This is a genomic window from Streptomyces sp. NPDC058295 (genome assembly GCF_042880655.1).
GTDB lineage: Bacteria > Actinomycetota > Actinomycetes > Streptomycetales > Streptomycetaceae > Streptomyces > Streptomyces coriariae.
This window is the reverse complement of record NZ_JBHVYO010000008.1, coordinates 174,329-197,775: the sequence shown is the minus strand read 5'-3', so window position 1 is coordinate 197,775 and position 23,447 is coordinate 174,329. Positions and strand designations below refer to the sequence as shown.

21 protein-coding genes and 1 pseudogene are annotated in these 23,447 nt (G+C 70.6%); 9 read left to right on the top strand and 13 right to left on the bottom strand.

The features are described from left to right. The first annotated feature begins 53 nt into the window (after window positions 1-53). Both ACFVYS_RS11390 and ACFVYS_RS11385 read left to right on the top strand, forming a co-directional pair. Window positions 54-839 carry a carbohydrate ABC transporter permease gene (locus ACFVYS_RS11390; protein ID WP_389501008.1) on the top strand — a complete coding sequence of 262 codons (786 nt, stop codon included), beginning with the start codon at window positions 54-56 and terminating at the stop codon, window positions 837-839. Beyond that, the gene (locus tag ACFVYS_RS11385; RefSeq protein WP_389501006.1) at window positions 839-2,113 is read left to right on the top strand and encodes an ABC transporter substrate-binding protein; all 1,275 of its coding nucleotides are present in this window, start codon (window positions 839-841) and stop codon (window positions 2,111-2,113) included. The genes ACFVYS_RS11390 and ACFVYS_RS11385 overlap by 1 nt, the downstream gene beginning before the upstream one ends. 9 nt (window positions 2,114-2,122) lie before the next feature. On the opposite strand, the gene ACFVYS_RS11380 is transcribed toward ACFVYS_RS11385, so the two are convergent. Next, window positions 2,123-3,013, bottom strand: a complete 891-nt coding sequence (locus tag ACFVYS_RS11380) for a DUF3152 domain-containing protein (protein WP_389501092.1) — start codon at window positions 3,011-3,013, stop codon at window positions 2,123-2,125. A 230-nt stretch (window positions 3,014-3,243) separates the two neighbouring features. Between ACFVYS_RS11380 and ACFVYS_RS11375 the strand changes: the two genes are divergently transcribed. From ACFVYS_RS11375 to mgt, 4 genes and pseudogenes are all read left to right on the top strand, one after another. Then, window positions 3,244-3,936 (top strand): response regulator transcription factor, encoded by a 693-nt coding sequence (locus tag ACFVYS_RS11375; protein ID WP_389501004.1) that lies wholly within the window; start codon window positions 3,244-3,246, stop codon window positions 3,934-3,936. Between the two features lie 5 nt (window positions 3,937-3,941). Continuing rightward, window positions 3,942-5,519, top strand: coding sequence for a sensor histidine kinase (locus ACFVYS_RS11370; RefSeq protein ID WP_389501090.1), 1,578 nt, complete (start codon window positions 3,942-3,944; stop codon window positions 5,517-5,519). Continuing rightward, on the top strand, window positions 5,516-6,124 hold the full coding sequence (locus tag ACFVYS_RS11365) for a hypothetical protein (RefSeq protein ID WP_389501002.1): 609 nt from the start codon (window positions 5,516-5,518) through the stop codon (window positions 6,122-6,124). The genes ACFVYS_RS11370 and ACFVYS_RS11365 overlap by 4 nt, the downstream gene beginning before the upstream one ends. Window positions 6,125-6,139: 15 nt before the next feature. Further along, window positions 6,140-7,382 (top strand): annotated as a pseudogene (mgt, locus tag ACFVYS_RS11360) (macrolide-inactivating glycosyltransferase). Between the two features lie 324 nt (window positions 7,383-7,706). Here mgt and ACFVYS_RS11355 read toward each other — a convergent pair. Further along, window positions 7,707-9,974, bottom strand: coding sequence for an MMPL family transporter (locus ACFVYS_RS11355; protein ID WP_389501001.1), 2,268 nt, complete (start codon window positions 9,972-9,974; stop codon window positions 7,707-7,709). Between the two features lie 532 nt (window positions 9,975-10,506). Here ACFVYS_RS11355 and ACFVYS_RS11350 point away from each other — a divergent pair. Then, entirely contained in the window at window positions 10,507-11,055 is a 549-nt protein-coding gene (locus tag ACFVYS_RS11350; protein WP_389500999.1) for a DUF1697 domain-containing protein, read from the top strand. On the opposite strand, the gene ACFVYS_RS11345 is transcribed toward ACFVYS_RS11350, so the two are convergent. Continuing rightward, entirely contained in the window at window positions 11,027-11,896 is an 870-nt protein-coding gene (locus tag ACFVYS_RS11345; RefSeq protein ID WP_389500998.1) for a transglutaminase domain-containing protein, read from the bottom strand. The two genes, ACFVYS_RS11350 and ACFVYS_RS11345, sit on opposite strands and share 29 nt — an antisense overlap. A gap of 234 nt (window positions 11,897-12,130) precedes the next feature. On the opposite strand from ACFVYS_RS11345, the gene ACFVYS_RS11340 reads away from it, so the two are divergent. Both ACFVYS_RS11340 and ACFVYS_RS11335 read left to right on the top strand, forming a co-directional pair. Further along, window positions 12,131-13,111, top strand: a complete 981-nt coding sequence (locus ACFVYS_RS11340; RefSeq protein WP_389501088.1) for a ketopantoate reductase family protein — start codon at window positions 12,131-12,133, stop codon at window positions 13,109-13,111. 26 nt (window positions 13,112-13,137) lie between these two features. Then, window positions 13,138-13,737, top strand: a complete 600-nt coding sequence (locus tag ACFVYS_RS11335; protein ID WP_389500996.1) for a TIGR03086 family metal-binding protein — start codon at window positions 13,138-13,140, stop codon at window positions 13,735-13,737. Window positions 13,738-14,129: 392 nt separating this feature from the next. Here the strand turns inward: ACFVYS_RS11335 and ACFVYS_RS11330 are convergent, their stop codons facing one another. The 10 genes from ACFVYS_RS11330 to ACFVYS_RS11285 form a co-directional block, all read right to left on the bottom strand. Further along, complete coding sequence (locus ACFVYS_RS11330; RefSeq protein ID WP_389500994.1) at window positions 14,130-14,891, bottom strand: sirohydrochlorin chelatase; 762 nt, start codon at window positions 14,889-14,891, stop codon at window positions 14,130-14,132. Window positions 14,892-14,897: 6 nt separating this feature from the next. Beyond that, window positions 14,898-15,797, bottom strand: coding sequence for an ABC transporter permease (locus ACFVYS_RS11325; RefSeq protein WP_389500992.1), 900 nt, complete (start codon window positions 15,795-15,797; stop codon window positions 14,898-14,900). Continuing rightward, window positions 15,784-16,596, bottom strand: a complete 813-nt coding sequence (locus tag ACFVYS_RS11320; protein ID WP_389049314.1) for an ABC transporter ATP-binding protein — start codon at window positions 16,594-16,596, stop codon at window positions 15,784-15,786. The genes ACFVYS_RS11325 and ACFVYS_RS11320 overlap by 14 nt, the downstream gene beginning before the upstream one ends. Before the next feature lie 10 nt (window positions 16,597-16,606). Further along, the gene (locus ACFVYS_RS11315) at window positions 16,607-17,719 is read right to left on the bottom strand and encodes an aliphatic sulfonate ABC transporter substrate-binding protein (RefSeq protein ID WP_389500990.1); all 1,113 of its coding nucleotides are present in this window, start codon (window positions 17,717-17,719) and stop codon (window positions 16,607-16,609) included. A 235-nt stretch (window positions 17,720-17,954) separates the two neighbouring features. Then, the gene (locus ACFVYS_RS11310) at window positions 17,955-19,289 is read right to left on the bottom strand and encodes a sulfate adenylyltransferase subunit 1 (RefSeq protein ID WP_389500988.1); all 1,335 of its coding nucleotides are present in this window, start codon (window positions 19,287-19,289) and stop codon (window positions 17,955-17,957) included. A gap of 2 nt (window positions 19,290-19,291) precedes the next feature. Beyond that, the gene (cysD, locus tag ACFVYS_RS11305) at window positions 19,292-20,230 is read right to left on the bottom strand and encodes a sulfate adenylyltransferase subunit CysD (protein WP_389500987.1); all 939 of its coding nucleotides are present in this window, start codon (window positions 20,228-20,230) and stop codon (window positions 19,292-19,294) included. Beyond that, window positions 20,227-20,826 (bottom strand): adenylyl-sulfate kinase, encoded by a 600-nt coding sequence (gene cysC, locus ACFVYS_RS11300; protein ID WP_389500985.1) that lies wholly within the window; start codon window positions 20,824-20,826, stop codon window positions 20,227-20,229. The genes cysD and cysC overlap by 4 nt, the downstream gene beginning before the upstream one ends. Window positions 20,827-20,831: 5 nt before the next feature. Further along, window positions 20,832-21,542, bottom strand: coding sequence for a phosphoadenylyl-sulfate reductase (locus tag ACFVYS_RS11295; RefSeq protein ID WP_389500983.1), 711 nt, complete (start codon window positions 21,540-21,542; stop codon window positions 20,832-20,834). Then, entirely contained in the window at window positions 21,539-21,718 is a 180-nt protein-coding gene (locus ACFVYS_RS11290) for a hypothetical protein (protein WP_054243299.1), read from the bottom strand. Before ACFVYS_RS11290 ends, ACFVYS_RS11295 begins: the two co-directional genes overlap by 4 nt. After that, the gene (locus tag ACFVYS_RS11285; RefSeq protein ID WP_389500981.1) at window positions 21,715-23,412 is read right to left on the bottom strand and encodes a nitrite/sulfite reductase; all 1,698 of its coding nucleotides are present in this window, start codon (window positions 23,410-23,412) and stop codon (window positions 21,715-21,717) included. The genes ACFVYS_RS11290 and ACFVYS_RS11285 overlap by 4 nt, the downstream gene beginning before the upstream one ends. Window positions 23,413-23,447 lie beyond the last annotated feature (35 nt).

Sequence of the window (23,447 nt, the reverse complement as noted above, 5' to 3'; positions counted from 1 at the left end):
ACAGGTCGGGCCGTGCGCATGGTCTCTTGACGGGGTACAGCACCTTCACGACCATGGCGGGGCCCGTCACAGCCGCGGGAAGGGGGCCGATCCGGTGTCGTTGGCGACCGAGAAGAGACGGACCGTCCGACGCGCGTCCGGCACCGGCCCGCCGCGCGGCACCACGGGCCACGGCGCGTGGTTCCTCGTCCTCCCCGCCCCTGCTGCACGCCGCGTTCAACTCCCTGATCGCCGCGGCGAGCGCCGCCGCCATCGCCGTGGTCCTCGCCACCCCGATGGCGTACGTCATGGCCCGGCAGCGCACCCTGCTCGCGCGGGCCGCGTCCGGGTGGGTGGTGGTCAGCCAGGCCTTCCCGTTCGTGCTGGTGATCATCCCGCTGTTCCTGGTGCTGAAGAACCTGCGGCTGATCGACTCCGTACCGGGGCTGGTGATGGTGTACGTGGTGTGGGCGCTGCCCTTCGCGCTGTGGATGCTCGTCGGATACGTCCGGGCCGTCCCCGCCGAGCTGGAGGAGGCGGCCGCGCTCGACGGCGCCGGGCGGCTGCGGACGCTGGTCTCGGTGACGGCGCCGCTGCTCGCTCCCGGGATCGTGGCGACGGGGCTGTTCGCGTTCGTCACGGCGTGGAACGAGTTCTTCTTCGCGCTGGTGTTGCTGAAGTCCCCGGAGAAACAGACCCTGCCGGTCGTCCTGACCCACTTCATCGGCACGGAGGGCGTCGCCGACCTGGGCCCCCTGGCCGCCGCCGCCTTCCTCGCCACCCTCCCCTCGCTGGCCGTCTTCGCGCTCGTCCAGCGCCGGATCACGGGCGGCATGCTCGCCGGGGCGGTGAAGAGCTGATGCGGACCGGAGCGCTGATCGTGGCCGCCCTGCTGCTCCTCGCGGGCTGTAGTGCCGACGGCGGGGACGACGACGGCTCCGTCACCCTCCGCTTCCAGTCGCTGGCCTGGCAGGAGGAGTCCGTCCAGGCCAACAAGGATCTGGTGAAGGAGTGGAACGCCACCCACTCCGACGTCAAGGTCGAGTACGTACAGGGGAGTTGGTCGAGCGTCCACGACCAGCTGCTCACCTCCTTCGAGGGCGGTGAGGCCCCTGACATCATCCACGACGCCTCCGACGACCTCGCCGACTTCGCCTACGGGGGCTACCTCGCCGACCTGACCGGACTGCTGCCCGCCCGCCTCACGTCGGACATCCCGCACCGCAGTTGGGAGACGACGACCTTCGGCGACGGCGTCTACGGCGTGCCGTTCCTCCAGGAGCCGCGCGTCCTCGTCGCGAACGCGACCTGGCTGAAGCGCTCCCGGGTCCGGATCCCGACCCCCGAACACCCCTGGAGCTGGGCGGAGTTCCGGCAGATCACGGAGCGGCTCAGCGGCGACGGCAGGTACGGCGTGGCCTGGCCGCTGAAGGAGCCCGTCTCCGCCACCCTCAACCTCTCCCTGTCGGCGGGCGGGCACCTCTTCCACCGGGGAGCGGACGGAAAGGTCACCGTCCGCTTCGAGGCCGGCGACGAGGTCGTACCGCGCACCGTCCACGACCAGGTCGACACCGACCGCAGCGCCTCGCCCACGACGCTGGGCAGCGGCGGCTCGGACACCCTGCCGGGGTTCTTCGGCGGCCGGTACGCGATGGTCCCGCTCGGCTTCTCCTACCGTCAGCAGATCGTGCAGCAGGCACCCGAGGGGTTCGACTGGCAGGTGCTGCCCGCCCCGGCGGGCGCCGACGGTCTCGCCCAGGGGGTCAGCCCGCAGACGCTGTCCGTCGCCGAGGACAGCCCGCACAAGAAGGAGGCGGCGGCGTTCATCGACTTCCTGCTCCGGCCGAAGAACATGGTGCGCCTCGCGCTGGGCGACTGGATGCTGCCGACCGGCACCCAGGCCCTCGCCGACCCCGCCCTGCACACGACGAAGGACGACTGGGCGACCGGCACCGCCCTCGCCGAACACCTGCGCCCGGCGCCCGCCCAGTCCGTCCGGGGCTATGCCGAGTGGAAGGACAAGGTCGCCACCCCCGCGTTCCAGGAGTACTACAGCGGGTCGATCGGTCTCGGTGAACTGCGCGAGCGGCTCGAGGAGGACGGCAACCTGGTGCTGGCGCGCTACCAGCGGTGACAGGCCGGTTCAGGCGACGGCGGGACCGGTGACGAGCCGTCCCCGGTCGTCGTACGGCCAGACGTTGGGGACACAGCCGTCCAGGCCCTTGATCTGCTGCATCATCGCCGGGGCGGGCTTGCCCGGACCGGGACAGCCGACGTGGCCGTGGCCGAGGAAGTGGCCCACCTCGTGGTTGACGATCAGCGCGCGATAGGCCGTGACGTCCTTGGCGTAGACGGGGGTGGCCAGCAGCCAGCGCTTGAGGTTGACCATGACGTTGTCGGCCACGTTGCAGTTGACCTCGCCGCCGGTGTCCAGTCCGTACTCCCCGCAGATCTTGTCGACGGTGCCGGGTGTCGCGACCCGTACGACGAAGTCGGTGGTCCCGCCGGAGACCCGCTGGAACGCCGAGCGGCCGTCCGCCGTCCAGCCGCGCCGGTCGCCCAGGATGATCTCCACCTGCCGGGCCACGACCGCCGCGGACAGGGAGAGGCCGTCCTCGACGTCGACCCGGTAGCGCAGGGCCGTGCCCTTGCCCACCTTGGCGCTCGAGCCGGAGGCGGTGGTGAAGGTGCCCGGGCCCGAGGCCGGGATGTCCGACGCGGACGGCCCGGCGGTCGCGCCGCCGGATGCGTTGGCCGACGCACCGCCGGACGCACCGCCTGAGGCGCTGCCGGACGTACTGCCGGACGGGCCGGTGGACCGACCGGACGACGGGCTGCCCGATGTGCCTGCCGCGGCTCCGGAGCCGGCCGCCGGCCCGGTGGGCGCGGGACCGGACTCCCCGGATCCGCCCGGCTCGGCGGACACGGTGGCGCGGCCCTCGGCCGAGGCCCCGTCCGCGTCGGCGGACGTCCAGCCCACGGCCGCGAGACCGGCGGCGCCCAGCACGGCCAGTGCGGCCGTCCCGCCCCACACCGAACCCTTCCGCACGCGTCGGCCGGAGGCGTGCGCGGGGCCGCTCCGACGGCGACGGGCGGAGGGAGGAATTGCTTTGTGCGCGGTCATGGTTGTTCAGAATGTGATCGCCATGTGATCGGATCTGGCCCAGTCGATAACGAAAGAGTAACGACCCGGCCGGTTCCGTTTCATGTGATCATCCGGTAACAGTCCTCCGAACGGGCCGAGGGCGTACCGATACTGAGCACATGTCACGAGTTCTGCTGATCGAGGACGACCGCGCCGTGCGGGACGGCGTCGCCCTCGCGCTGCGCCGTCAGGGCCACGAGGTCGCCGCCGCCGAGACCGGGGAGGACGGCCTGGACCGGCTGCGGTCCTTCCGGCCCGACGTCGTGGTGCTGGACCTGATGCTGCCCGGCATGACGGGCCTGGACGTCTGCCGCAGGATGCGTGACCTGGACCAGACGCTGCCGATCATCATGGCGACCGCTCGGGGCGACGACGAGGACATCGTTGTCGGTCTGGAGGCCGGCGCCGACGACTACGTGGTCAAGCCCGTGCCGGCCCGGGTGCTCCAGGCCCGGATCCGCGCCGTCCTGCGCCGGGCGGCCGGCGCGCCCGCCGACGGCGGCATACCGAAGATCGACACCTACGGCGACCTGGCCGTCGACCGGGCCGGACTCTCGGTCACCTGGCAGGGGGAGCCGGTCGCCCTCGCCCCCTCCGAACTGCGACTGCTGCTGACCCTGTCGGCCTCGCCCGGCCAGGTGTTCAGCCGCCAGCAACTCCTCGAGGCGGTCTGGCAGCACAGCTACCACGGCGACGCGCGCCTGGTGGACGCCTGCGTCAAGCGACTGCGCGCCAAGCTGGGCGAACCGCCGCGCGAGCCCCGCCACATCCACACCGTGCGCGGCTTCGGCTACCGGTTCGCCTCCCGGTGAGGCCCCTGGCGAACCGGGTCGGGACGCGCCGGGTCCGGACGCACCGACTGCGTGGTCTGCGCGTACGGCTCGTGGTGGCGTTCGCGCTGGTCGCCGCTGTCACCGTCACCACCACCGGCGCGCTCACCTTCCGGGAGGCGCGCACCGGCGTGCTCCAGCAGAGCCAGGACGCCGTGATCCAGCAGCTGCGCAGCCAGGTGACACGGCTCGCCCCCGAGCTCGCCCTGCCGGCCGGCCCGGACGAACTGCGGCGGTTCGCCGCCGAGGTGGCCGGCGCCGAGCCGTCGGGTGCCTGGCGCGTGCTGGTCGTCTACCGAGGGCAGGAGGCCACGTCCGTCCCCGACGACCCGTTCGACGAGCTGACGCCCGCCCTGCGCGCGGCGGTCGACTCCCGGTCGGCCACCGTCTTCCAGCGGGTGAACCGCGCGGACCACACCGCACTCGTCGTCGGCATGTCGGTCGCCTTCACCTCCACCCTGTCGAGCAGTTGGCCCCTGTCCGGCCTCCAGGTGTTCCTGACGGTGCCGCAGGCCACCGAACAGGCCTATGTGGACGCCCTGGTGACCGCCGTGGAACGGGCCGCCGTCCCCGCCCTGGCCCTCGCCGTCCTGCTCGCACTGCTCGCCGCCCGCGGGGTGCTGCGACCGGTACGCGCACTGCGCGACGCCACCCGCAGCATCGCCGAGGGCAGACTGGACACCCGCCTCGCCGTCGACGGCTCCGACGAACTCGCCGAGCTGTCGCACACGTTCAACGAGACGGCCGCCGCCCTGGAGGAGTCGGTCGCCGAACTGCGCGGCATGGAGGCCCGGGCCCGGCGCTTCGCCGCGGACGTCTCGCACGAGCTGCGCACTCCGCTGGCGGCCATGTCGGCCGTCACCGACGTCCTCGACGAGGACGCCGCCGGCCTCGATCCGGACACCGCCACCGCGGTCCGGCTGATCAGCGAGGAGACCGTGAAGCTGGCCCGGCTCGTGGACGACCTGATGGAGATCTCCCGGTTCGACGCGGGCGCGGCCGTGCTGCACCTGGACGAGATCGACCTCGCCGAGTCCCTCCGGCGCACCCTCGCCGCCCGGGGCTGGACCGGCACGGTGGAGGCCCGCCTGCCGGAGCCGGACGCGCTGCGCGGACGCGTCGACCCGCGCCGCCTCGACGTCGTCGTCGCCAACCTGGTCGGCAACGCCCTGCGGCACGGCGCCCGTCCGGTGCGGTTGAGCCTCCACGAGGGCGGCGGCGGGGGCGAGGGTTCCGGCACCGGACGGCGGGCGGTCATCGAGGTGCTGGACAGCGGGCCCGGTATCCCCGACGACGTGCTGCCTCATGTCTTCGAACGCTTCTACAAGTCGGACGCCGCCCGGTCCCGGACCGAGGGCAGCGGACTGGGGCTGGCGATCACCGAGGAGAACGTCCGGATGCACGGCGGCACGGTCCGGGCGGCGAACCGGCCGGAGGGCGGCGCCGTCTTCACGGTGGACCTCCCGCTGTGGCGGGACGGGCCGACGCCGGACGAGCCGACAGGGGACGGGCCGACAGGGGGCGGGCCGACGCGGGGCGGGCCGACGCGGGAGGAGCGAGCATGAGGGCCGTACGTCGAGCCGCGCTGCTGTGCGTCCCGGCGCTGTGGACGCTGGTCTCCTGCGGCATCCCGGCGACCGGCGTGGTGGAGGCGGGCGGGCCCGCGCACGGGCTCGTGCCGATGCTGCGGGTCTACCTCGTCGAAAACGGTTCCCTGGTCGCCGTCCCCCGCAGGCCGGCCGGCGCGGTCGACGCCGAATCGGCGGTGATGCACCTGTTCGAGGGGCCGACGGATGCGGAACGGGCGAAGCGACTGACCACGCTGCTGCCCCCGCTGGCGGCCGCACCGGCATCCGCACTGGCATCCGCCCCGCCATTCCCTGCGAGCGTGCCTCCCACCGCCGGTCCGTCCGGCGGTGCCGACGCCGAGACCGCCGCGTCGGCCGCCGTGTCGGTGAACGCGCGAGGCGGCGTGGTGTCGATCCACCTGCGGTATGTCACCGAAGAGTTGAGCGACCTCGCGATGGCGCAGCTGATCTGTACGGCAGCGGAGGCGCAGCGCACCACGGACACCGGCACCGGCACCGGTGCGGAGGCCGTGATCGTGAAGGTGACGAACGCGCACGGGCGGAGCGTCGAGGGGTCCGACGAGCGCTGTCCCGAGGGCTGACCCGCGCAATTCACGTTGCACGAGACGTTTCGTCTCGCTTACGGTCGACGGTATGACCAGTCGCCCCGCCCATATCGCCATGTTCTCCATCGCCGCCCACGGCCACGTGAACCCGAGCCTCGAGGTGATCCGCGAGCTCGTCGCGCGCGGTCACCGGGTGACGTACGCGATTCCGCCCGTCTTCGCCGAGAAGGCCGCCGGAACCGGCGCCGAGGTCAAGCCGTGGCACTCGACGCTGCCCGCGCCCGACGACGACCCCTCCGCCTGGGGGAGCACCCTCCTCGACAACGTCGAGCCCTTCCTGGCCGACGCCATCCAGGCCCTGCCCCAGCTGGTCGAGGCGTACGACGGGGACGAGCCGGACCTGGTGCTGCACGACATCACCGCCTACCCGGCCCGTGTCCTCGCCCACCGCTGGGGAGTGCCGGCGATCTCCCTCTCGCCCAACCTGGTCGCCTGGGAGGGTTACGAGGAGGAGATCGCCGAACCGATGTGGGCGGAGCCGAGGGAAACGGAGCGCGGAAAGGCTTACTACGCACGGTTCCACGCCTGGCTGGAGGAGAACGGGATCACCGAGCACCCCGACCCCTTCGTCGGCCGTCCGGCCCGCTCCCTCGTGCTGATCCCCAGAGTGCTCCAGCCGCACGCCGACCGGGTCGATGAAAGCGTTTACACGTTCGTCGGCGCCTGCCAGGGCGAGCGCGCCGCCGAGGGGGAGTGGACGCGCCCCGACGGGGTGGAGAAGGTCGTCCTGGTCTCGCTGGGTTCGGCCTTCACCGACCAGCCGGACTTCTACCGGGAGTGCGTGCGCGCCTTCGGCGAGATGCCCGGCTGGCACCTCGTGCTCCAGATCGGCAGGCACGTCGACCCCGACGCGCTGGGCACCGTACCCGACAACGTCGAAGTATGTTCCTGGGTACCGCAGTTGGCCGTCCTGAAGCAGGCCGACCTGTTCGTCACGCACGCCGGAGCGGGCGGCAGCCAGGAGGGGCTGGCCACGGCCACGCCGATGATCGCCGTACCGCAGGCCGTCGACCAGTTCGGCAACGCGGACATGCTCCAGGGGCTCGGGGTGGCCCGGCAGCTCGCCACACCCGAGGCGACGGCCGAGACCCTGCGGGAAGCCGCCCTCGCGCTCGTCGACGACCCGGAGGTGGCCCGTCGGCTCAAGGCGATCCAGGCGCAGATGGCGGACGAGGGCGGCACGCGCCGGGCGGTGGACCTCATCGAGGCCGAGCTGATGAGGCAACGGTGTTGAACAGCCGTCCCGTCCTGAAGCGCCCTGAACCGGCCCCCGACCGCCGTTGGACCTGCCCGGGACCGGAAACCGGGTGCCGGACCGGACACCGGACACCGGATGTGGGTCCGGGCAACGGATAGGGGGCCGGGCAGCGGAACCGGCTGGGCACCGGAACCGGCCGGACACCGGAACCGGCCGGACACCGGAACCGGCCGGACACCGGAACCGGCCGGACACCGGAACCGGCCGGGCGCCGAACCGGGCGTGAGTGAGGGCCCGTTGACTCCCCCGGGAGGTCAACGGGCCCTCGGTTCACACCGCTTCAGCGGGATTCGATCGGCGTCACACCCGCAGCGGCTCGCCCTCGTCGTCCCGGGTCGCCGGGGCGACCGCCTCGGGCGACTCGTCGTGCGTGAGGTCGGGCAGCCAGTGCAGCCACTTCGGCAGGTACCAGTTGCGCTCGCCCAGCAGCGCCATCACGGCCGGGAGCAGCACACCCCGGATGATCGTCGCGTCGATCAGCACCGCGGCCGCCAGGCCCACGCCCATCTGCTTCATGGACTGCATGGACAGCGTTCCGAAGATGGCGAACACGGCGACCATGATGACCGCGGCGCTGGTGACCACACCGGCCGTGGTGACCACGCCGTGCTGGATGGCCTCGTTCGTCGAACGGCCCCGCATCCGCGCCTCACGGATCCGCGAGACCACGAACACGTGGTAGTCCATCGACAGGCCGAAGAGGATCACGAAGAGGAACAGCGGCAGCCAGGTGATGATGGCGCCGACGCCCTCAGCGCCCACCAGCGACGCGCCCCAGCCGTGCTGGAAGACGGCGACCAGGATGCCGTAGGCGGCCCCCACCGACAGCAGGTTGAGCACGATCGAGGTGATCGCGACCGTCAGCGAGCGGAACGACAGCAGCATCAGCAGGAAGGCGAAGACCACGACGAACGCGAAGACGGGAGCGACGGCCCCGGCCAGCTGGTCGTTGAAGTCCTTCGAACCGGCCACCTGACCGGTGATCGGAGCCTGGAGGCCGTCGACCTTGCCCAGCGTCGCGGGCCGCACCTCGTCGCGCAGCTTGTCCAGGCTCGTACCCGCCTTGTCCAGGTCGGAGCCGCCGACCAGCGGAACGTACACGTAGGCGATGTTCTGCGCGTCGTGCAGCTTGATCTCGACCGGACCGCGGGAGGCGCCCGAGCTGACCGCCTGCTCCTTGAAATCCTGCAGCGCGGTCTTCACCTCGGCGGCGTTGATGTCGTTCGCCTTGACGATCACCTCGGCCGGTTCGGAGCCGCCCGGGAAGGCGTCGTTGACCCGGTTGTAGGTCTGCACGATGGGCAGCGAGTCGCCGAACTCCTGGTCCAGGGTGAGGTTCTGGGTCTTCATGCCGACCGCCGGAGCGGCGATCGCGAGCAGCACGCCGGCCGCCACGACCAGCGACACACCGGGCTTGGCGAGGACGACCTTGAGGACGGCGCTCCAGAACCGGCTGCCCTCGTCGGCACGCCCGCCGTTGCCGTTCCTGCGGCGCTTCTCGGGGTGCAGGAACGGGATCCGGCCCTTCTCCACCCGCCGGCCGAGCAGCGACAGCAGCGCGGGCAGCACGGTCACCGAACCGACCATGGCGACCGCCACCACCATCAGGGAAGCCAGGCCCATCGCCTCGAACGTCGCGAGCCCGGTGAACAGCATGCCCGCCATCGCCACGCACACGGTGACACCGGAGACGATCACGGCACGGCCACTGGTCGCCGCGGCGATCCTGAGAGCGGTTTCCGGATCACGTCCCGCCGCCCGCTCCTCGCGCTCCCGGCGCAGGTAGAACAGGCAGTAGTCGACGCCGACGGCCAGACCGACCAGCAGCATCACGGAGCTCGCCGTGTCGTCCATCGGCTGGAAGTGGCTGACGATGCTCATCAGGCCCATCGTCGCCATGATCGCGGTGACCGCGAGCGCCACCGGCAGCAGCGCCGCCACCAGCGCGCCGAACGCGATCAGCAGAATGCCCAGGGCCACCGGCACGGCGGAGTACTCCGCCTGCTGGAAGTCATCGCCGAACGCGTCGTCGAACGTCTTCATCATGCTGGCGCCGCCGATCTCCTCGATCCGCAGCAAGGAGTGGTCCTTCTGGACCCCCTCGACGGCCTCGAGAACCGGCTCGACCCGCTCGCCCGCGGTTTCGGAGTCGCCGCGCATGTCGAACTGCACGAGCGCGCTGCGACCGTCCTCGGAGATCGTGTCCGAGTCGTAGGGCGAGGTCACGTCGGTGACCTTGCCGGTCTTCTCCACGGCCGCGACGACCGCCGCGACGGCGGCCTTGAAGTCCGCGTCGGTGGCCTTGACGGAGCCGTCCTTCGACTGGACCAGGACCGTCTCGCTGGCCGGCTCGTCGATGCCGGCGTCCTCGATGATCCGGGCGGCCGTATGGGTCTCGCCCCCGAGCTGGTCGCTCTCCTTGACCTCGACCGTGCCCATCGCCGAGCCGATCCCCATGGCCAGGACGACGAACAGCACCCAGATGCCCACGGCGGCCCATCGGTGCCGGGCGCTCCAGCCGCCGGCCCGCGCGGCGAAGCCCCGCACCCGTATATCTCCGTTCCCCATGACGGGCCTGCCCTCTTGTGATGCGGTGGCAACCCCCTGCCGCCACCTTCAGATTCGAAGGTATGGGTTGGATAAAGCCATCTCGTCGTGCTGCCCGGTGAGGTCCCGGACACCCGACTCCTCCCGTCGGACCCCGCCGTCTCACCGCTGGGGAGGACAGAGGTCCCCTACATCTATCCGGGGATCTCGGGGATGACGATCAGGGTGCGGGGCCTTTCGGTCACCGGTGGCGCGCTCGGCGGGCAGGCCGCCGGGACAGGCCGACGGCCAGTCCTGGCCAGCCCTGGCCGGCCCAGGGCCGCCGGCCAGAGCGGACGGTGAGAGGCGGTGGCGAAGGCCGACGGGCGGTTCGGGAGTCAAGGCCGGAATGGTGATTACGAAAGTTTGTTGAACAAGTCGTGAGCCTGTGGAGATGTCCGGCAGGTGTTGCTCCGCATCCCGCCGATCGGCCAGAGTTTCGCCCGAGGCCCCACCCCGGCCGCGGCCGTCGTGCCCACCCCCACGGGGCACGACGGCCGCTTAAGGTGAGCGGATGACGACGACGTACGCGGCACTGCTGCGCGGCATCAACGTGGGCGGCAGCAGGAAGGTCCCGATGGCCGAGCTGCGCACCCTGCTGGAGGGGCTCGGTCTCGGGGACGTCCGCACCTACCTCCAGAGCGGTCAGGCCGTCTTCTCCTCCGCCCAGGGGGACGAGGAGCGCCTCGCCGCGGAACTCACGGCGGCGATCGAGAAACACTTCGGCTTCGCCGTCGGCGTGATCGTTCGCGACCACGCCTATCTGAAAGCGGTTGCCGACGCTTGCCCGTTCCCGGCCGCCGACCTGGAGGCCAAGCAACTCCACGCCACGTACTTCTCCACCCCCGTCGAAGCGGAGCGCTACGCCGGGATCGACCAGGCCGCCCACCTCCCCGAGGAGTTCCGCATCGGCAACCGCGTCCTGTACCTCTACGCCCCCGAGGGCCTCGGCCGGTCCAAGCTCGCCGAGCAACTGTCGAAGCCGCGAGTGAACAAGGGGCTCATCGCCACCACCCGCAACTGGAACACCGTCGTCAAACTCGTGGAGATGACGCAAGCGTGACCGTGCGCGGGCCGTGGAAGGGCGCCGACGAGAGGATCTCGCGGGGCACGACGAGCCGCGGATCGGCGTAGAGCCGGCGGGCCTCCTCGTGGGTGCGGGCAGCGGCCACGGCGTCCACGAGGGCCAGATCGTCCTCGGTGAGCGAGTCGTGTTTCCGCAACCCCGACAGCCCCCAGCCGTCCCAGGGAAGCGGTTCCGTGCCGTTACGGGCGGCGAGGTCCAGGACCACACTGTTGAGGACGAGCGGCAGACCCCTGAGGCCGGGATCGGCCCACACCCCGAACGTCTCCGGGTCTGCCGCGCCCGCCCGGCAGGCCCGCCACGCCTGCCCGGCGACCAGGAAACGGTTCCGCGGCACGTCCATCGGGTCGAAGGGCACCTCGTAGAAGTCGGCGGACACCTGGGCGTCGGCCAGCCGCCACGTACCCTCCGGGAGGTGGTACTCGGTGACCCAGTGGTCGTCGTGGAAGCCCTCGACGAAGTAGGTCGCGTACCCGCCGCGGATCCGGGACGGCGTCCCGGTCGCCCGCAGCAACGAGCACAGCAGCAGCGAGTAGTCCCGGCAGGAGCCCACGAACTGCTCGTCGTACGAACGCCGTCGGGTGAGCGGGGCGTCCTTGCGCGCCCGCAGGATCCGCAGGATCCCGGTCACGTACCGGGCCTCGGCGTCGTGGTGCAACCGCTCCTCGGGAATCTCGTACCCGACGCGTTCCCCCTCCAGCCGATGCACCATCAGACTGCGGACGAGCAAAGCGAGTTCGCGAGGATCGGCGGGCAGGTCGGCGACATCCAGGTCGCCCGGGTCGCTGTACGGCGTCTGCCGCAGGTAGAAGTCGTCCATGCCCGGACCCTCGGCCCTGCCCCAGGGACAAGGTCAACCTCGGGCGCATCGTTTCCCACGCTCTCGGCGGTGCGTACCCGACTGCGCATACACACGACTGCGCATACACACGACTGCGCATACAGCACGACTGTGCATACACACGACTCTGCGTACACACGACTGTGCGAGGCTCGTCCCATGCGTTACATCATCATCGGGGCGGGCGCGATCGGCGGCACCGTCGGCTGACGACTGGCGGAGGCCGGGCACGAGGTCGTGCTGGTCGCACGCGGCGCGCACCGGGCGGCGCTCACGGAGGTCGGACTGCGGCTCAGGGTTCCGCAGGGCGAACTGACGTACCGGCTGCCCGTCGTCGACGGACCGGAGGCGCTCGGCACGCTGCGCGCCGACGACGTCCTCTTCCTCGCCGTCAAGACCCAGGACACCGAGGCGGCACTCCAGGTCTGGGGCCCGGTCCCGGTCGAGGGCGGCGGCACGGCCGCGGAGCGACTGCCCCTGGTCTGCGCGCAGAACGGTGTGGAGAGCCCGCGCCTCGCCCTGCGCCGCTTCCGGCACGTCCACGGCGTGTGCGTCTGGCTGCCCGCCACCCATGTCGAACCGGGGGTCGTCTCCGCCGCCGGCACCCCGCTCACCGGCATCCTTCATCTCGGCCGGTACCCGCACGGCACCGACGACACAACCCGCCGTATCGCCGCCGACCTGGAGAAGGCGCACTTCGAGGCACCGGTCGTACCCGACGTCTCGCGCTGGCAGTACGCGAAGCTGCTGTCCAACCTCGGAAACGCCCTGGAAGCGGTGAGCGGCCCGGTGGACGACCCCGAGGCGGAGGCGCTGTACGCGAGGGTGCGGGCCGAGGGCGAGGCCGTGCTGCGCGCCGCCGGGATCGTGTGGGCGAGCACCGAGGAGCAGCAGGCACTGCGCGGCGACAAGGTCACCCTCGTCCCGCTCGACGGCGCCCCGCGCGGCGGCGGCTCCTCCTGGCAGTCCCTCAGCCGTGGCGCGGGCAGCATCGAGGCCGACCACCTCAACGGCGAGATCGCGCTCCTCGGCCGTCTGCACGGCGTACCGACCCCGCTGAACGAGTTGCTGCAACGGCTTGCCAACCAGTTCGCCCGGGAACGGAGGGCACCCGGTTCCCTGCCGCTGCCGGAACTGATCCGACTGGCCGAGGACCGGTCCGCCGGCGCTGTCGCGTTTGTTCAAGAGTCCTGAGCACCCCGCTGCCTAGCGTGGGGCGCATGAAGTACGACGAGACGCACCAGTACATGTCCGAATGCGCCGCCGAGGCGTCGCGCGTCGCCCGCGGTGTCCCGGCGGCCCGGTTGAACGACCCGACGCACTGCCCGGGCTGGGACGTCCGAACCCTGGTCGACCACTGGGTCCTCTACACCTCCCACGGTCTCGAGCACCGCGCCCTGCGCAAGCAGCTCCCCGACGACCTGGTCGCCCGCGACTTCACCGCCGACCCGCGGTGGGCCGAGGCATACGCCGACCAGCTGGAGCGCGCGGTCGCGGCCTGGGCGGAGCCGGCCGTGTGGGAGGGCGAGATCGATCTGGGCATGGCCGCGATGCCCGCCGCCGAGATCGCCGCGATGGTCGTCAAGGAGATGGCCGTGCACGGCTGGGACGTGGCGGTCGCCACCGACCAGGAGTTCCACCTCTCGGACGACGCGGCCCGCTTCGTCCTCGACGTCGTCGAACGGCACGGCGACCTCTACCGCCAGTACGACGGCTTCGCGGCGGTGGTGCCGGTGGCGCAGGACGCCCCGGTGTTCGAGCGGGCGCTGGCGGCGAGCGGCCGCGATCCCCGGCAGCGCGCCACAAGCGTGAACCACTGAGCGATCCCCTCGGGCCTACTGGTGCGGGGTGCGGGGTGCGGGGTGCGGGGTGCGGGGTGCGGGGTGCGGGGCGTGGGGCCGTGGGGCGTCGGCCGATGTCTGATCGTGGCGGCGTGTGCCCGGCCGTCGGCGGTTGCCGGCGATACCCGACCAGGGAGGCAGGCGTTTCGAAACCGCCATCGAAACCGATACCGGTAGGGCAACGGAAACCGGTACCGGAACGGCAACCGGTCCCGCAACAGAAACCGGTCCAATAGAAACGGCAACCGGTACCGCAACGGAAACCGCTGTCGAAAGAGAAGCCGGTCCCGCAACGGAAACGGGAGCAGAAACAGAAACCGGTACCGCAACGGAAAGAGATCCCCGCGCGGCGCGAGAGAGCACAACGCCGGTCAGGCGCCGACGGCCGCCAGCGCCGGCGTACGCGCCGCGTCGTACCGTTCCAGCAGCACCCGCGCCACCTCCGGCGCCGGACCCAGCACGTCGGCCAGGACGTCCGCCGCGGCCGCGCCTCGCGCGATGCGGTCCGGCAGGAAGCCGGGGGCCAGGACGTACGGCGCGACGGCGACCCGCGAGCACCCCAGCGCCCGCAGTTCGCGGACCGCGTCCTCGGTGCGCGGGAACCGCGAGGGAGAACCGGCGGAGGCGAACGCAGGCCGCACGGCACACCAACCGGTGCGCCGCCACTCCCGCGCGATTTCTGCGATCACTGCGATCGCCTCCGGGTCCGTGGACCCCGCCGAGGCCAGCACGACCCCGGTCGAGGACTTGTCGGCAGGCGTCAGGCCGGCCTCGTACAGCCGTCGTTCGAGGACGGCGAGCAGCAGCGGCGACGGGCCGAGCACCTCGGCCTGTCTGATCCGCAGCTGTGCCGGAGCATCCCGCAGGACCGCCGGGATGTCCGCCTTCGCGTGGAACGCTCGGGTCAGCAGCAGCGGCAGCGCCACCACGTCACGGACGCCCTCCGCCGCCAACGACTCCAGCACCCCGTGGACGGAGGGGATGTTGAAGTCCAGGAAACCGGTCTCTACCCGCAGACCCGGCCGCAACGACCGCACCCGCCGCACCAGGGCGTGCACGGTCGCCGCGTGCCGCGGGTCACGACTGCCGTGGGCAATCACCACGAGAACGGGAGGAACCGGTTTCCTGTACATGGGACTTCAGCTCTTCACCAGCAGACCACGGCTGCGCAGTACCCACCGCTCCAGCGGACTGAAGATCAGCAGGTCGATGGCGATGCCGACGAACAGGATGAGCAGGATGGCCTCGAACACCATCGACATGTCACTGGCGTTGCGCCCGTTCTCCAGCAACTGACCGAGACCGACGCCGAGGTCGGGGAAGGACGCGATGATCTCCGCCGCCATCAGCGAACGCCAGGAGAACGCCCAGCCCTGCTTCAGACCCGCCACATAACCCGGCAGGGCGGCCGGCAACGTGATGTACACGGTTCCCTTCAGCCCCGTCGCGCCCATCGTGCGGCCCGCCCGCAGGAACAGCGGCGGCACCTGGTCGACGCCGGACACCAGCCCGTTGGCGATGGACGGCACCGCACCGAGCAGGATCACCGCGTACATCATCGAGTTGTTCAGACCCAGCCACAGCACGGCCGGCGGCACCCAGGCCACCGACGGCAGCGACTGCAGACCGGACAGGATCGGACCGATCGCCGCCCGCACGAACTTCACGCGTGCCACCAGCAGACCCAGCGGGGTGCCGATCGCCAGCGCGAAGAGGAAGCCGAGCAGACCGCGCGAGACGCTGGTCCAGATGTAGCCGAGCAGCTTGCCCTCGAGCCAGGCGTCCTGGAGCGTCCGCCAGACGTCCACGGGGGAGACCAGCTTGGTCGGGTCGTCGACGATCTTGAAGGTGATCTGCCAGACGATCAGCAGCAGCAGGGTCGCCAGGATCGGCGGCAGGATCTTGTCGATGAAGGTCCGCCGAAAGGGCGTACGGACGGTGGGCGCCATGACGTCCAGCGCGTCGAGCCCCGCCTCCACCCCGGCAAGCTCGGCGGTAACCGCCTTCGTCACCGTCGTCTTCGTCTCAGTGCTGGCCATGACGGCGGATCTCCCCACGCAGGACTTCGGTGATCTCGATGGACAGTTCCGCCACCGGGGCGTCCTCGATCCGGCGCGGCTGCGGGATGTCGACCGTCCACTCGCGCGCCACCCGGCCGGGCCGGGAGGACAGCAGGACGACCCGCTGCGCGAGCCGCACCGCCTCCCGCACGTTGTGCGTGACGAAGAGGACGGACAGTCCCGTCTCCCCCCAGATCCGCGTCAGTTCGTCGTGCAGCACATCCCGGGTGATGGCGTCCAGCGCCGCGAACGGCTCGTCCATCAGCAGGATGTTGCTCTCCTGCGCCAGCGCGCGAGCCATCGCCACGCGCTGCCGCATACCGCCGGAAAGTTCGTGAACACGCTTTCCGTACGCGCCCTTCAACCGCACCAGCTCGAGGAGCTCCTCCGCCTTGTCGCGCCGCTCGGGCTTGGCGACTCCCCGGAGCTTCAGGGCGAGCTCGATGTTCTTGCCCGCGGTCAGCCACGGGAAGAGGGCGTGCTCCTGGAACATCAGCGCCGGACGGCCGTCCGTCGTGATGGAGCCGGTGGTGGGCTCGTCGAGCCCCGCCACCAGGTTGAGCAAAGTGGACTTGCCGCAGCCCGAAGCCCCCAGGAGGGTGACGAACTCGCCGGGAGCGACATCGAGAGTGATGTCGTCCAGGACGAGCTGCTGCCCACCCGGCCCGGCGAAGGACTTCGAGACGTGCTCAAGCCGGGCCGCGTACTCCACGGACTCCGCGGACTCGGCGGCCTTGGCGAAGGTCGTGGCCATGGTCGTCACCTCCTGGGAACTCATCGGATTCCGATCAGCTGACGCCGAGACCGGCGTCGTCGACCGTGGACTCGCCCTCGGCCTTGAGGACCTTGTTCAGGATGCTCAGGTCGTAGATGCCCTTGAGGTCGGGCTTCTCCAGCAGACCCGCCTTGACCGCGTGCTCCGCCTCGGCGTTGAGCGTGGAGGCCAGCGGGTCGTTGATGAACTGGATCGACGTCCACGCCGGGTCCAGCACCTCGGTGGGCAGTGCCTTGCCGGAGTCCGCCTCCAGCTGCTTGTTCGCCGCGGCCTTCGCCGCCGCCGGGTTGGCGTTGATCCACTTGTTGGAGTCGACCGAACCCTTCAGCACCGCCTCGACGACCTTCGGGTGCTCCGTGAGGAACTTCTGCGACACGATGATGTTCGTGATCACGAACTTCTTGTCGGGCCACAGCGACGCCTCGTCGAGCAGTACCTTGCCGCCCTCGGCGACCAGCTTCGAGGCGGTCGGCTCCGGCACCCAGGCACCGTCGATCGAACCGGCCTTGAACGCGTCCGGGGTCACCTTGTTGTCGCTGCGGACGACGGTGACGTCGCCCTTGCCGCTCTGCGCGTCGACCTTCCAGCCCTGGTCCGCGATCCAGTTCAGGAACGCCACGTCCTGCGTGTTTCCGAGCTGAGGCGTGGCGATCTTCTTGCCCTTGACGTCCTTGAGGGACTTGACCTTGTCCGGGTTGACGACGAGCTTCACACCGCCGGACGCCGAACCGCCGATGATGCGCAGGCTCTTGCCGGCGGACTTGGTGAAACCGTTGATCGCCGGGGAGGGGCCGATCCAGCCGATGTCGATGGAACCGGCGTTCAGCGCCTCGATCTCGGAGGGGCCCGCGTTGAAGGTCGCGTACGACGCCTTGGTGGCGCCCAGCGCCTTCTGGAAGATGCCCTGCTCACGGCCGACCAGAGCGGTGGCGTGCGTCAGGTTGCCGAAGTAGCCGATCTTGACGGTGTCGAGCCCGTCGATCTTCTCCGATCCGGCGGCGACCTTCTCGTTGGTGTTGTCGTCCTTGGACTCGGAACCGTAACCGCAGGCGGCCAGGGCGAGCAGGGGAAGGGCCGCTACGGCCGCGAGGCCGCGGCGAAGAAGAACTGAGCGGTTGGCAGGCACGGGAGGGGTTCCTCTCGTTGGCCCGGCGGTCACGGGTTTTCAGGTCGTGGCCGGGAAATCGGCAAAGGGTTTTCGTCGCTTCCGAGACGGCGGGTGGGGGGACGGGGCGCGCAGGCAGTGCGCGTACGTCAGAGCGCACATCGCGCCACTCCGCCCTGCCCGCTGCCGAGGGCGCCGCTGCCGACGCGGCCGCCCTCCTTCGCGAACGTGGAGTAGAAGTCGGTTGTGGTCATTTTCAGAAGTCCCAACCGTCGTCGTCGGGCTCGTCCTTGACCGGCTCGGGCGACGCGAACGACTCGCCGACCATGCCCGCGGTGAGCGTGGTGCCGTCGGCCGGGTCGATCAGGATGAACGAGCCGGTGCGGCGGGAGTCGGCGTAGGAATCCACCGGAAGCGGTTCCGAGGTACGGATCTTCACGCGGCCGATGTCGTTGGCGATGAGCTGTCCCGGGTGCGGGTGCAGGGACAGGTCGTCGAGCGTGAGACGGGACGGGATGTCCTTGACGATCGCCTTGACCGTGCGGGTGCCGTGCTTGATCAGCACCCGGTGCCCGACGGTCAGCGGCTGGTCGGCCACGTGGCAGACGGTCGCCTCGACGTCCTGCGTGGTGGGCGGCGCGTCCTTGGTGGGCACGATCAGGTCGCCGCGCGAGATGTCGATGTCGTCGTCGAGCAGCACGGTCACCGACTGGGTCGTCCACGCCGCGTCCACCGGCTCGCCCAGCAGGTCGATACCGGAGATCGTCGAGGTACGGCCGGACGGCAGAACCGTCACCGCCTCGCCCACGTGGAAGGTGCCGGCCGCGATCTGGCCCGCGTACCCCCGGTAGTCCGGGTGCTCGGCGGTCTGCGGACGGATCACGTACTGCACCGGCAGCCGTGCGTGGCAGTGCGCCAGGTCGTGGCTGACCGGAACCGTTTCCAGGTGTTCCAGGAAGGTCGGCCCGCCGTACCAGTCCATGTTGGCCGACGGATCCACCACGTTGTCACCGGCGAGCGCGGAGATCGGGATCGCGGTGACCTCGGGAACGCCGAGCTCGCTCGCGTACGCCGTGAACTCCTCGGCAATCTCCGCGAAGACGGTTTCCCGGTACTCGACCAGGTCCATCTTGTTGACGGCGAGAACGACGTGCGGCACCCGGAGCAGGGCCGCGATCGCCGCGTGCCTGCGGGTCTGTTCCACAACGCCGTTGCGGGCGTCGACCAGGATCACCGTCAGCTCGGCCGTGGAGGCACCCGTCACCATGTTGCGGGTGTACTGCACATGACCGGGCGTGTCGGCGAGGATGAAACGGCGTCGGGGCGTGGCGAAGTAACGGTAGGCCACGTCGATGGTGATGCCCTGCTCGCGCTCGGCGCGCAGGCCGTCGGTGAGCAGCGCCAGGTCGGGGGCTTCCTGGCCGCGGCTCGCCGAGGCGCGCTCCACGGCCTCCAGCTGATCGGTGAGGATCGACTTGGAGTCGTGCAGGAGCCGGCCCACGAGCGTGGACTTGCCGTCGTCGACGGAACCGGCCGTGGCGAACCGCAGGAGGGTCGTTGCCGAGAGTTCCTCGGAGGTGATCGTGCTCATGCTTAGAAGTACCCCTCGCGCTTGCGGTCTTCCATCGCGGCCTCGGACATCTTGTCGTCGGCGCGGGTGGCGCCCCGCTCGGTGAGCCGGGAGGCGGCGATCTCGGCGATGACGTCGCCGAGCGTCACCGCGTCGGAGTCGACGGCGCCGGTGCAGGACATGTCGCCGACGGTCCGGTAGCGCACGAGGCGCTTCTCCACGGTCTCGCCGTCCTTCGGTCCGCCCCACTCACCGGCGGTCAGCCACATCCCGCCGCGCCGGAAGACCTCCCGGTCGTGCGCGAAGTAGATCTCGGGCAGTTCGATGCCCTCCCGGGCGATGTACTGCCAGACGTCGAGCTCGGTCCAGTTGGACAGCGGGAACACCCGCACGTGCTCGCCGGGTGCGTGGCGGCCGTTGTAGAGATTCCACAGCTCCGGGCGCTGGCGGCGGGGGTCCCACTGGGAGAACTCGTCGCGCAGGGAGAACACCCGTTCCTTGGCGCGGGCCTTCTCCTCGTCGCGGCGTCCGCCGCCGAAGACGGCGTCGAACTTCTCGGACTGGATCTTCTCCGTCAGCGGCAGCGTCTGGAGCGGGTTACGCGTGCCGTCGGGGCGTTCGCGCAGCGCACCGCGGTCGATGTAGTCCTGGACGGAGGCCACGTGCAGGCGCAGCCCGTGCGCGGTGACGACCCGGTCGCGGTACTCGAGGACCTCGGGGAAGTTGTGCCCGGTGTCGACGTGCAGGAGCGAGAAGGGGACCGGCGCGGGGGCGAACGCCTTCAGCGCCAGGTGCAGCATGACGATGGAGTCCTTGCCGCCGGAGAACAGGATCACTGGGTTCTCGAACTCGCCCGCCACCTCGCGGAAGATGTGCACCGCCTCGGACTCCAGCGAGTCCAAATGGCTGAGGGCGTACGGACTCGCCGTGCCCTCCTCGGCCTGGGCGACGGTCGTCGTCATGCCAGTCCCCTCTCGGTGAGCAGGGCGTACACCGACGCCGCGGACTCCTGCACGGTCTGGTCCTGGGACTCGATCCGCAGATCCGGCGACTCCGGGGCCTCGTAGGGGTCGTCGACCCCGGTGAGCCCGGTCAGCTCGCCCGCCGCCTGCTTCGCGTACAGACCCTTCACGTCCCGGACCGAGCACACCTCGACCGGGGTCGCCACGTGCACCTCCAGGTAACCGGTTCCGCTCTCCTGATGGCGCTTGCGTACCGCGTCCCGGCTGTCGGCGTACGGCGCGATCACCGGGACCAGCGCCTTGACGCCGTTACGGGCGAGCAGTTCGGCCAGGAAACCGATGCGCTGCACGTTGACGTGCCGGTCCTCGCGGCTGAAACCGAGACCCGCGGAGATGAACTCGCGGATCTCGTCGCCGTCGAGCACCTCGACGCGGTGGCCCTCCTCGCGCAGTCGGCCGGCCAGCTCGTACGCGATGGTGGTCTTGCCGGCGCTCGGCAGACCCGTGAGCCAGACGGTGGCTCCGGTCGTCACGTGGTTCTCCCGGTTCGTTGAAGTGGGGGTGGGCGTGGGGGTGTTCGTCGAGTTCGAGGTCATCGCGGTCAGCCGTGCAGCCCGCACTCGGTCTTCGCGCGTCCCGCCCAGCGGCCGGCGCGCGCGTCCTCGCCCGCCAGGACCCGGCGGGTGCACGGGGCGCAGCCGACGGAGGCGTAACCGTCCATCAGCAGGGGGTTGGACAGGACGCCGTGCTCGTTGATGTAGGCATCGACGTCGTCCTGGGTCCAGCGGGCGATGGGCGAGATCTTGACCTTCTGCCGCTTGTCGTCCCAGCCGACGACCGGAGTGCCCGCCCGGGTCGCGGACTCGTCGCGCCGCAGGCCGGTGGCCCAGGCCCGGTAGCCCTTGAGTCCCTCTTCCAACGGCTGCACCTTGCGCAACTTGCAGCACAGGTCCGGGTCGCGGTCGTGCAGCTTCGGCCCGTGCTCGGCGTCCTGCTCGGCGACCGTCCGGCGCGGGGTGAGCGTGATGACGTTGACGTCCATCACCGCCTCGACCGCGTCCCGGGTGCCGATGGTCTCGGGGAAGTGGTAACCGGTGTCGAGGAACACCACGTCCACGCCCTTACGGACCCGGGACGCCAGGTGCGCGACCACGGCGTCCTCCATCGAGGACGTCACGCAGAACTGCTTGCCGAAGGTGTCCACCGCCCACTGGAGGATCTCCAGCGCGGAGGCCTCCTCCAGGTCGCGGCCCGCCTGCTCGGCGAGCGCCTTCAACTCGTCGGTCGTACGGCCTTCCTGAAGCGTCGTCATATCCGGTCCCCTCCTGGGTCGGTGCGCTGAACGCCCCGGGCGAGCAGCCCGAGGAACTTCAGCTGGAATGCGCGATTGCATGCCGCGCATTCCCAGGCGCCATGGCCCTGCTCGCTCGGACGCAGGTCCTCGTCGCCGCAGTAGGGGCAGTAGAAGGGTGCGGCCCGCTCGCTCATGAGAGGGCCTCCTCGCTGGCGCGAGTGGCCCAGACGGCGAACCGCTCGCCGTCCTCGCGCTCGTCCTGGAACCGCTTCAGTACGCGTTCCACGTAGTCCGGCAGTTCCTCCGAGGTGACCTTCAGACCACGGACCTTGCGGCCGAAAGCGGCTTCCAGCCCGAGCGCGCCGCCCAGGTGCACCTGGAAACCCTCGACCTGCTCGCCCCGGTCGTTCAGGACCAGCTGGCCCTTGAGGCCGATGTCCGCGACCTGGATGCGGGCGCAGGCGTTCGGGCAGCCGTTGATGTTGATGGTGATCGGCTCGTCGAACTCCGGGATGCGGCGCTCGAGTTCGTCGATGAGCGCGGAGCCGCGCTGCTTGGTCTCGACGATGGCGAGCTTGCAGTACTCGATGCCGGTGCAGGCCATGGTGCCGCGCCGGAAGGGGGAGGGCTTGGCGGTCAGGTCCAGCGCCTCCAGCGCCTCGACCAGCGACTCGACCTGCCCCTCCTCGACGTCGAGGACGATCATCTTCTGCTCGACGGTGGTGCGCACCCGGCCCGAGCCGTGTGCCTCGGCGAGCTCCGCGATCTTCGTCAGGGTGGCGCCGTCCACGCGGCCGACACGCGGGGCGAAACCGACGTAGAAACGGCCGTCCTGCTGGCGGTGCACGCCGACGTGGTCGCGCCAGCGCTCGACGGGGGCGGCGGGCGCCGGGCCGTCGGCGAGCTTGCGCTTGAGGTACTCGTCCTCGAGGATCTGGCGGAACTTCTCCGGGCCCCAGTCGGCGACCAGGAACTTCAGGCGCGCCCGCGTGCGAAGGCGCCGGTAGCCGTAGTCGCGGAAGATGCCGATCACGCCCGCCCAGACGTCCGGGACCTCGTCCAGCGGCACCCAGGCGCCGAGCCGGACGCCGATCTTCGGGTTGGTGGAGAGTCCGCCGCCGACCCAGAGGTCGAAGCCGGGCCCGTGCTCGGGGTGCTCGACGCCGACGAACGCGACGTCGTTGATCTCGTGGGCGACGTCCAGGAGCGGGGAGCCGGAGATCGCCGTCTTGAACTTGCGCGGCAGGTTGGAGAATTCCTTGCTGCCGATGAACCGGCGGCTGATCTCGTCGACGGCCGGGCTGCCGTCGATGATCTCGTCCTCGGCGATGCCGGCCACCGGCGAGCCGAGGATGGTCCGGGGCGTGTCACCGCAGGCCTCGGTGGTGGACAGGCCGACCGCCTCGAGGCGGTTCCAGATCTCGGGCACGTCCTCGATGCGGATCCAGTGGTACTGGACGTTCTGCCGGTCGGTGAGGTCGGCGGTGCCGCGGGCGAACTCCTGCGAGATCTCGCCGATCACCCTCAGCTGCGCGGTGGTGAGCCGGCCGCCGTCGATGCGGACCCGCAGCATGAAGTACTTGTCGTCCAGCTCCTCCGGCTCCAGGATCGCCGTCTTGCCGCCGTCGATCCCCGGCTTGCGCTGGGTGTACAGCCCCCACCAGCGCATCCGGCCGCGCAGATCGTTGGGGTCGATCGAGTCGAAGCCCCGCTTGGAGTAGATCGTCTCAATGCGTGTCCGCACATTGAGACCGTCGTCGTCCTTCTTGAACTGCTCGTTGCCGTTGAGCGGGGTGTGGTGTCCCGCGGCCCACTGGCCCTCACCGCGGTGACGGCTCACCTTGCGGCGTGGAGTCGCGGCGGCAGGGTTCTGCGGGGTGGCGGCCATGGTTGATACGTCCTTCGGGACAGGCGGGAGGCGGC

What these genes read in the sequence shown, in the direction of transcription:
- ACFVYS_RS11325 (WP_389500992.1), bottom strand. Translation starts at nt 15,797, where the DNA reads ATGGCCAGCACTGAGACGAAGACGACGGTGACGAAGGCGGTTACCGCC.
- ACFVYS_RS11375 (WP_389501004.1), top strand. Translation starts at nt 3,244, where the DNA reads ATGTCACGAGTTCTGCTGATCGAGGACGACCGCGCCGTGCGGGACGGC.
- ACFVYS_RS11385 (WP_389501006.1), top strand. Translation starts at nt 839, where the DNA reads ATGCGGACCGGAGCGCTGATCGTGGCCGCCCTGCTGCTCCTCGCGGGC.
- ACFVYS_RS11345 (WP_389500998.1), bottom strand. Translation starts at nt 11,896, where the DNA reads ATGGACGACTTCTACCTGCGGCAGACGCCGTACAGCGACCCGGGCGAC.
- ACFVYS_RS11335 (WP_389500996.1), top strand. Translation starts at nt 13,138, where the DNA reads ATGAAGTACGACGAGACGCACCAGTACATGTCCGAATGCGCCGCCGAG.
- cysC (WP_389500985.1), bottom strand. Translation starts at nt 20,826, where the DNA reads ATGACCTCGAACTCGACGAACACCCCCACGCCCACCCCCACTTCAACG.
- ACFVYS_RS11285 (WP_389500981.1), bottom strand. Translation starts at nt 23,412, where the DNA reads ATGGCCGCCACCCCGCAGAACCCTGCCGCCGCGACTCCACGCCGCAAG.
- ACFVYS_RS11295 (WP_389500983.1), bottom strand. Translation starts at nt 21,542, where the DNA reads ATGACGACGCTTCAGGAAGGCCGTACGACCGACGAGTTGAAGGCGCTC.
- ACFVYS_RS11365 (WP_389501002.1), top strand. Translation starts at nt 5,516, where the DNA reads ATGAGGGCCGTACGTCGAGCCGCGCTGCTGTGCGTCCCGGCGCTGTGG.
- ACFVYS_RS11355 (WP_389501001.1), bottom strand. Translation starts at nt 9,974, where the DNA reads ATGGGGAACGGAGATATACGGGTGCGGGGCTTCGCCGCGCGGGCCGGC.
- ACFVYS_RS11310 (WP_389500988.1), bottom strand. Translation starts at nt 19,289, where the DNA reads ATGAGCACGATCACCTCCGAGGAACTCTCGGCAACGACCCTCCTGCGG.
- cysD (WP_389500987.1), bottom strand. Translation starts at nt 20,230, where the DNA reads ATGACGACGACCGTCGCCCAGGCCGAGGAGGGCACGGCGAGTCCGTAC.
- ACFVYS_RS11350 (WP_389500999.1), top strand. Translation starts at nt 10,507, where the DNA reads ATGACGACGACGTACGCGGCACTGCTGCGCGGCATCAACGTGGGCGGC.
- ACFVYS_RS11390 (WP_389501008.1), top strand. Translation starts at nt 54, where the DNA reads ATGGCGGGGCCCGTCACAGCCGCGGGAAGGGGGCCGATCCGGTGTCGT.
- ACFVYS_RS11330 (WP_389500994.1), bottom strand. Translation starts at nt 14,891, where the DNA reads ATGTACAGGAAACCGGTTCCTCCCGTTCTCGTGGTGATTGCCCACGGC.
- ACFVYS_RS11320 (WP_389049314.1), bottom strand. Translation starts at nt 16,596, where the DNA reads ATGAGTTCCCAGGAGGTGACGACCATGGCCACGACCTTCGCCAAGGCC.
- ACFVYS_RS11290 (WP_054243299.1), bottom strand. Translation starts at nt 21,718, where the DNA reads ATGAGCGAGCGGGCCGCACCCTTCTACTGCCCCTACTGCGGCGACGAG.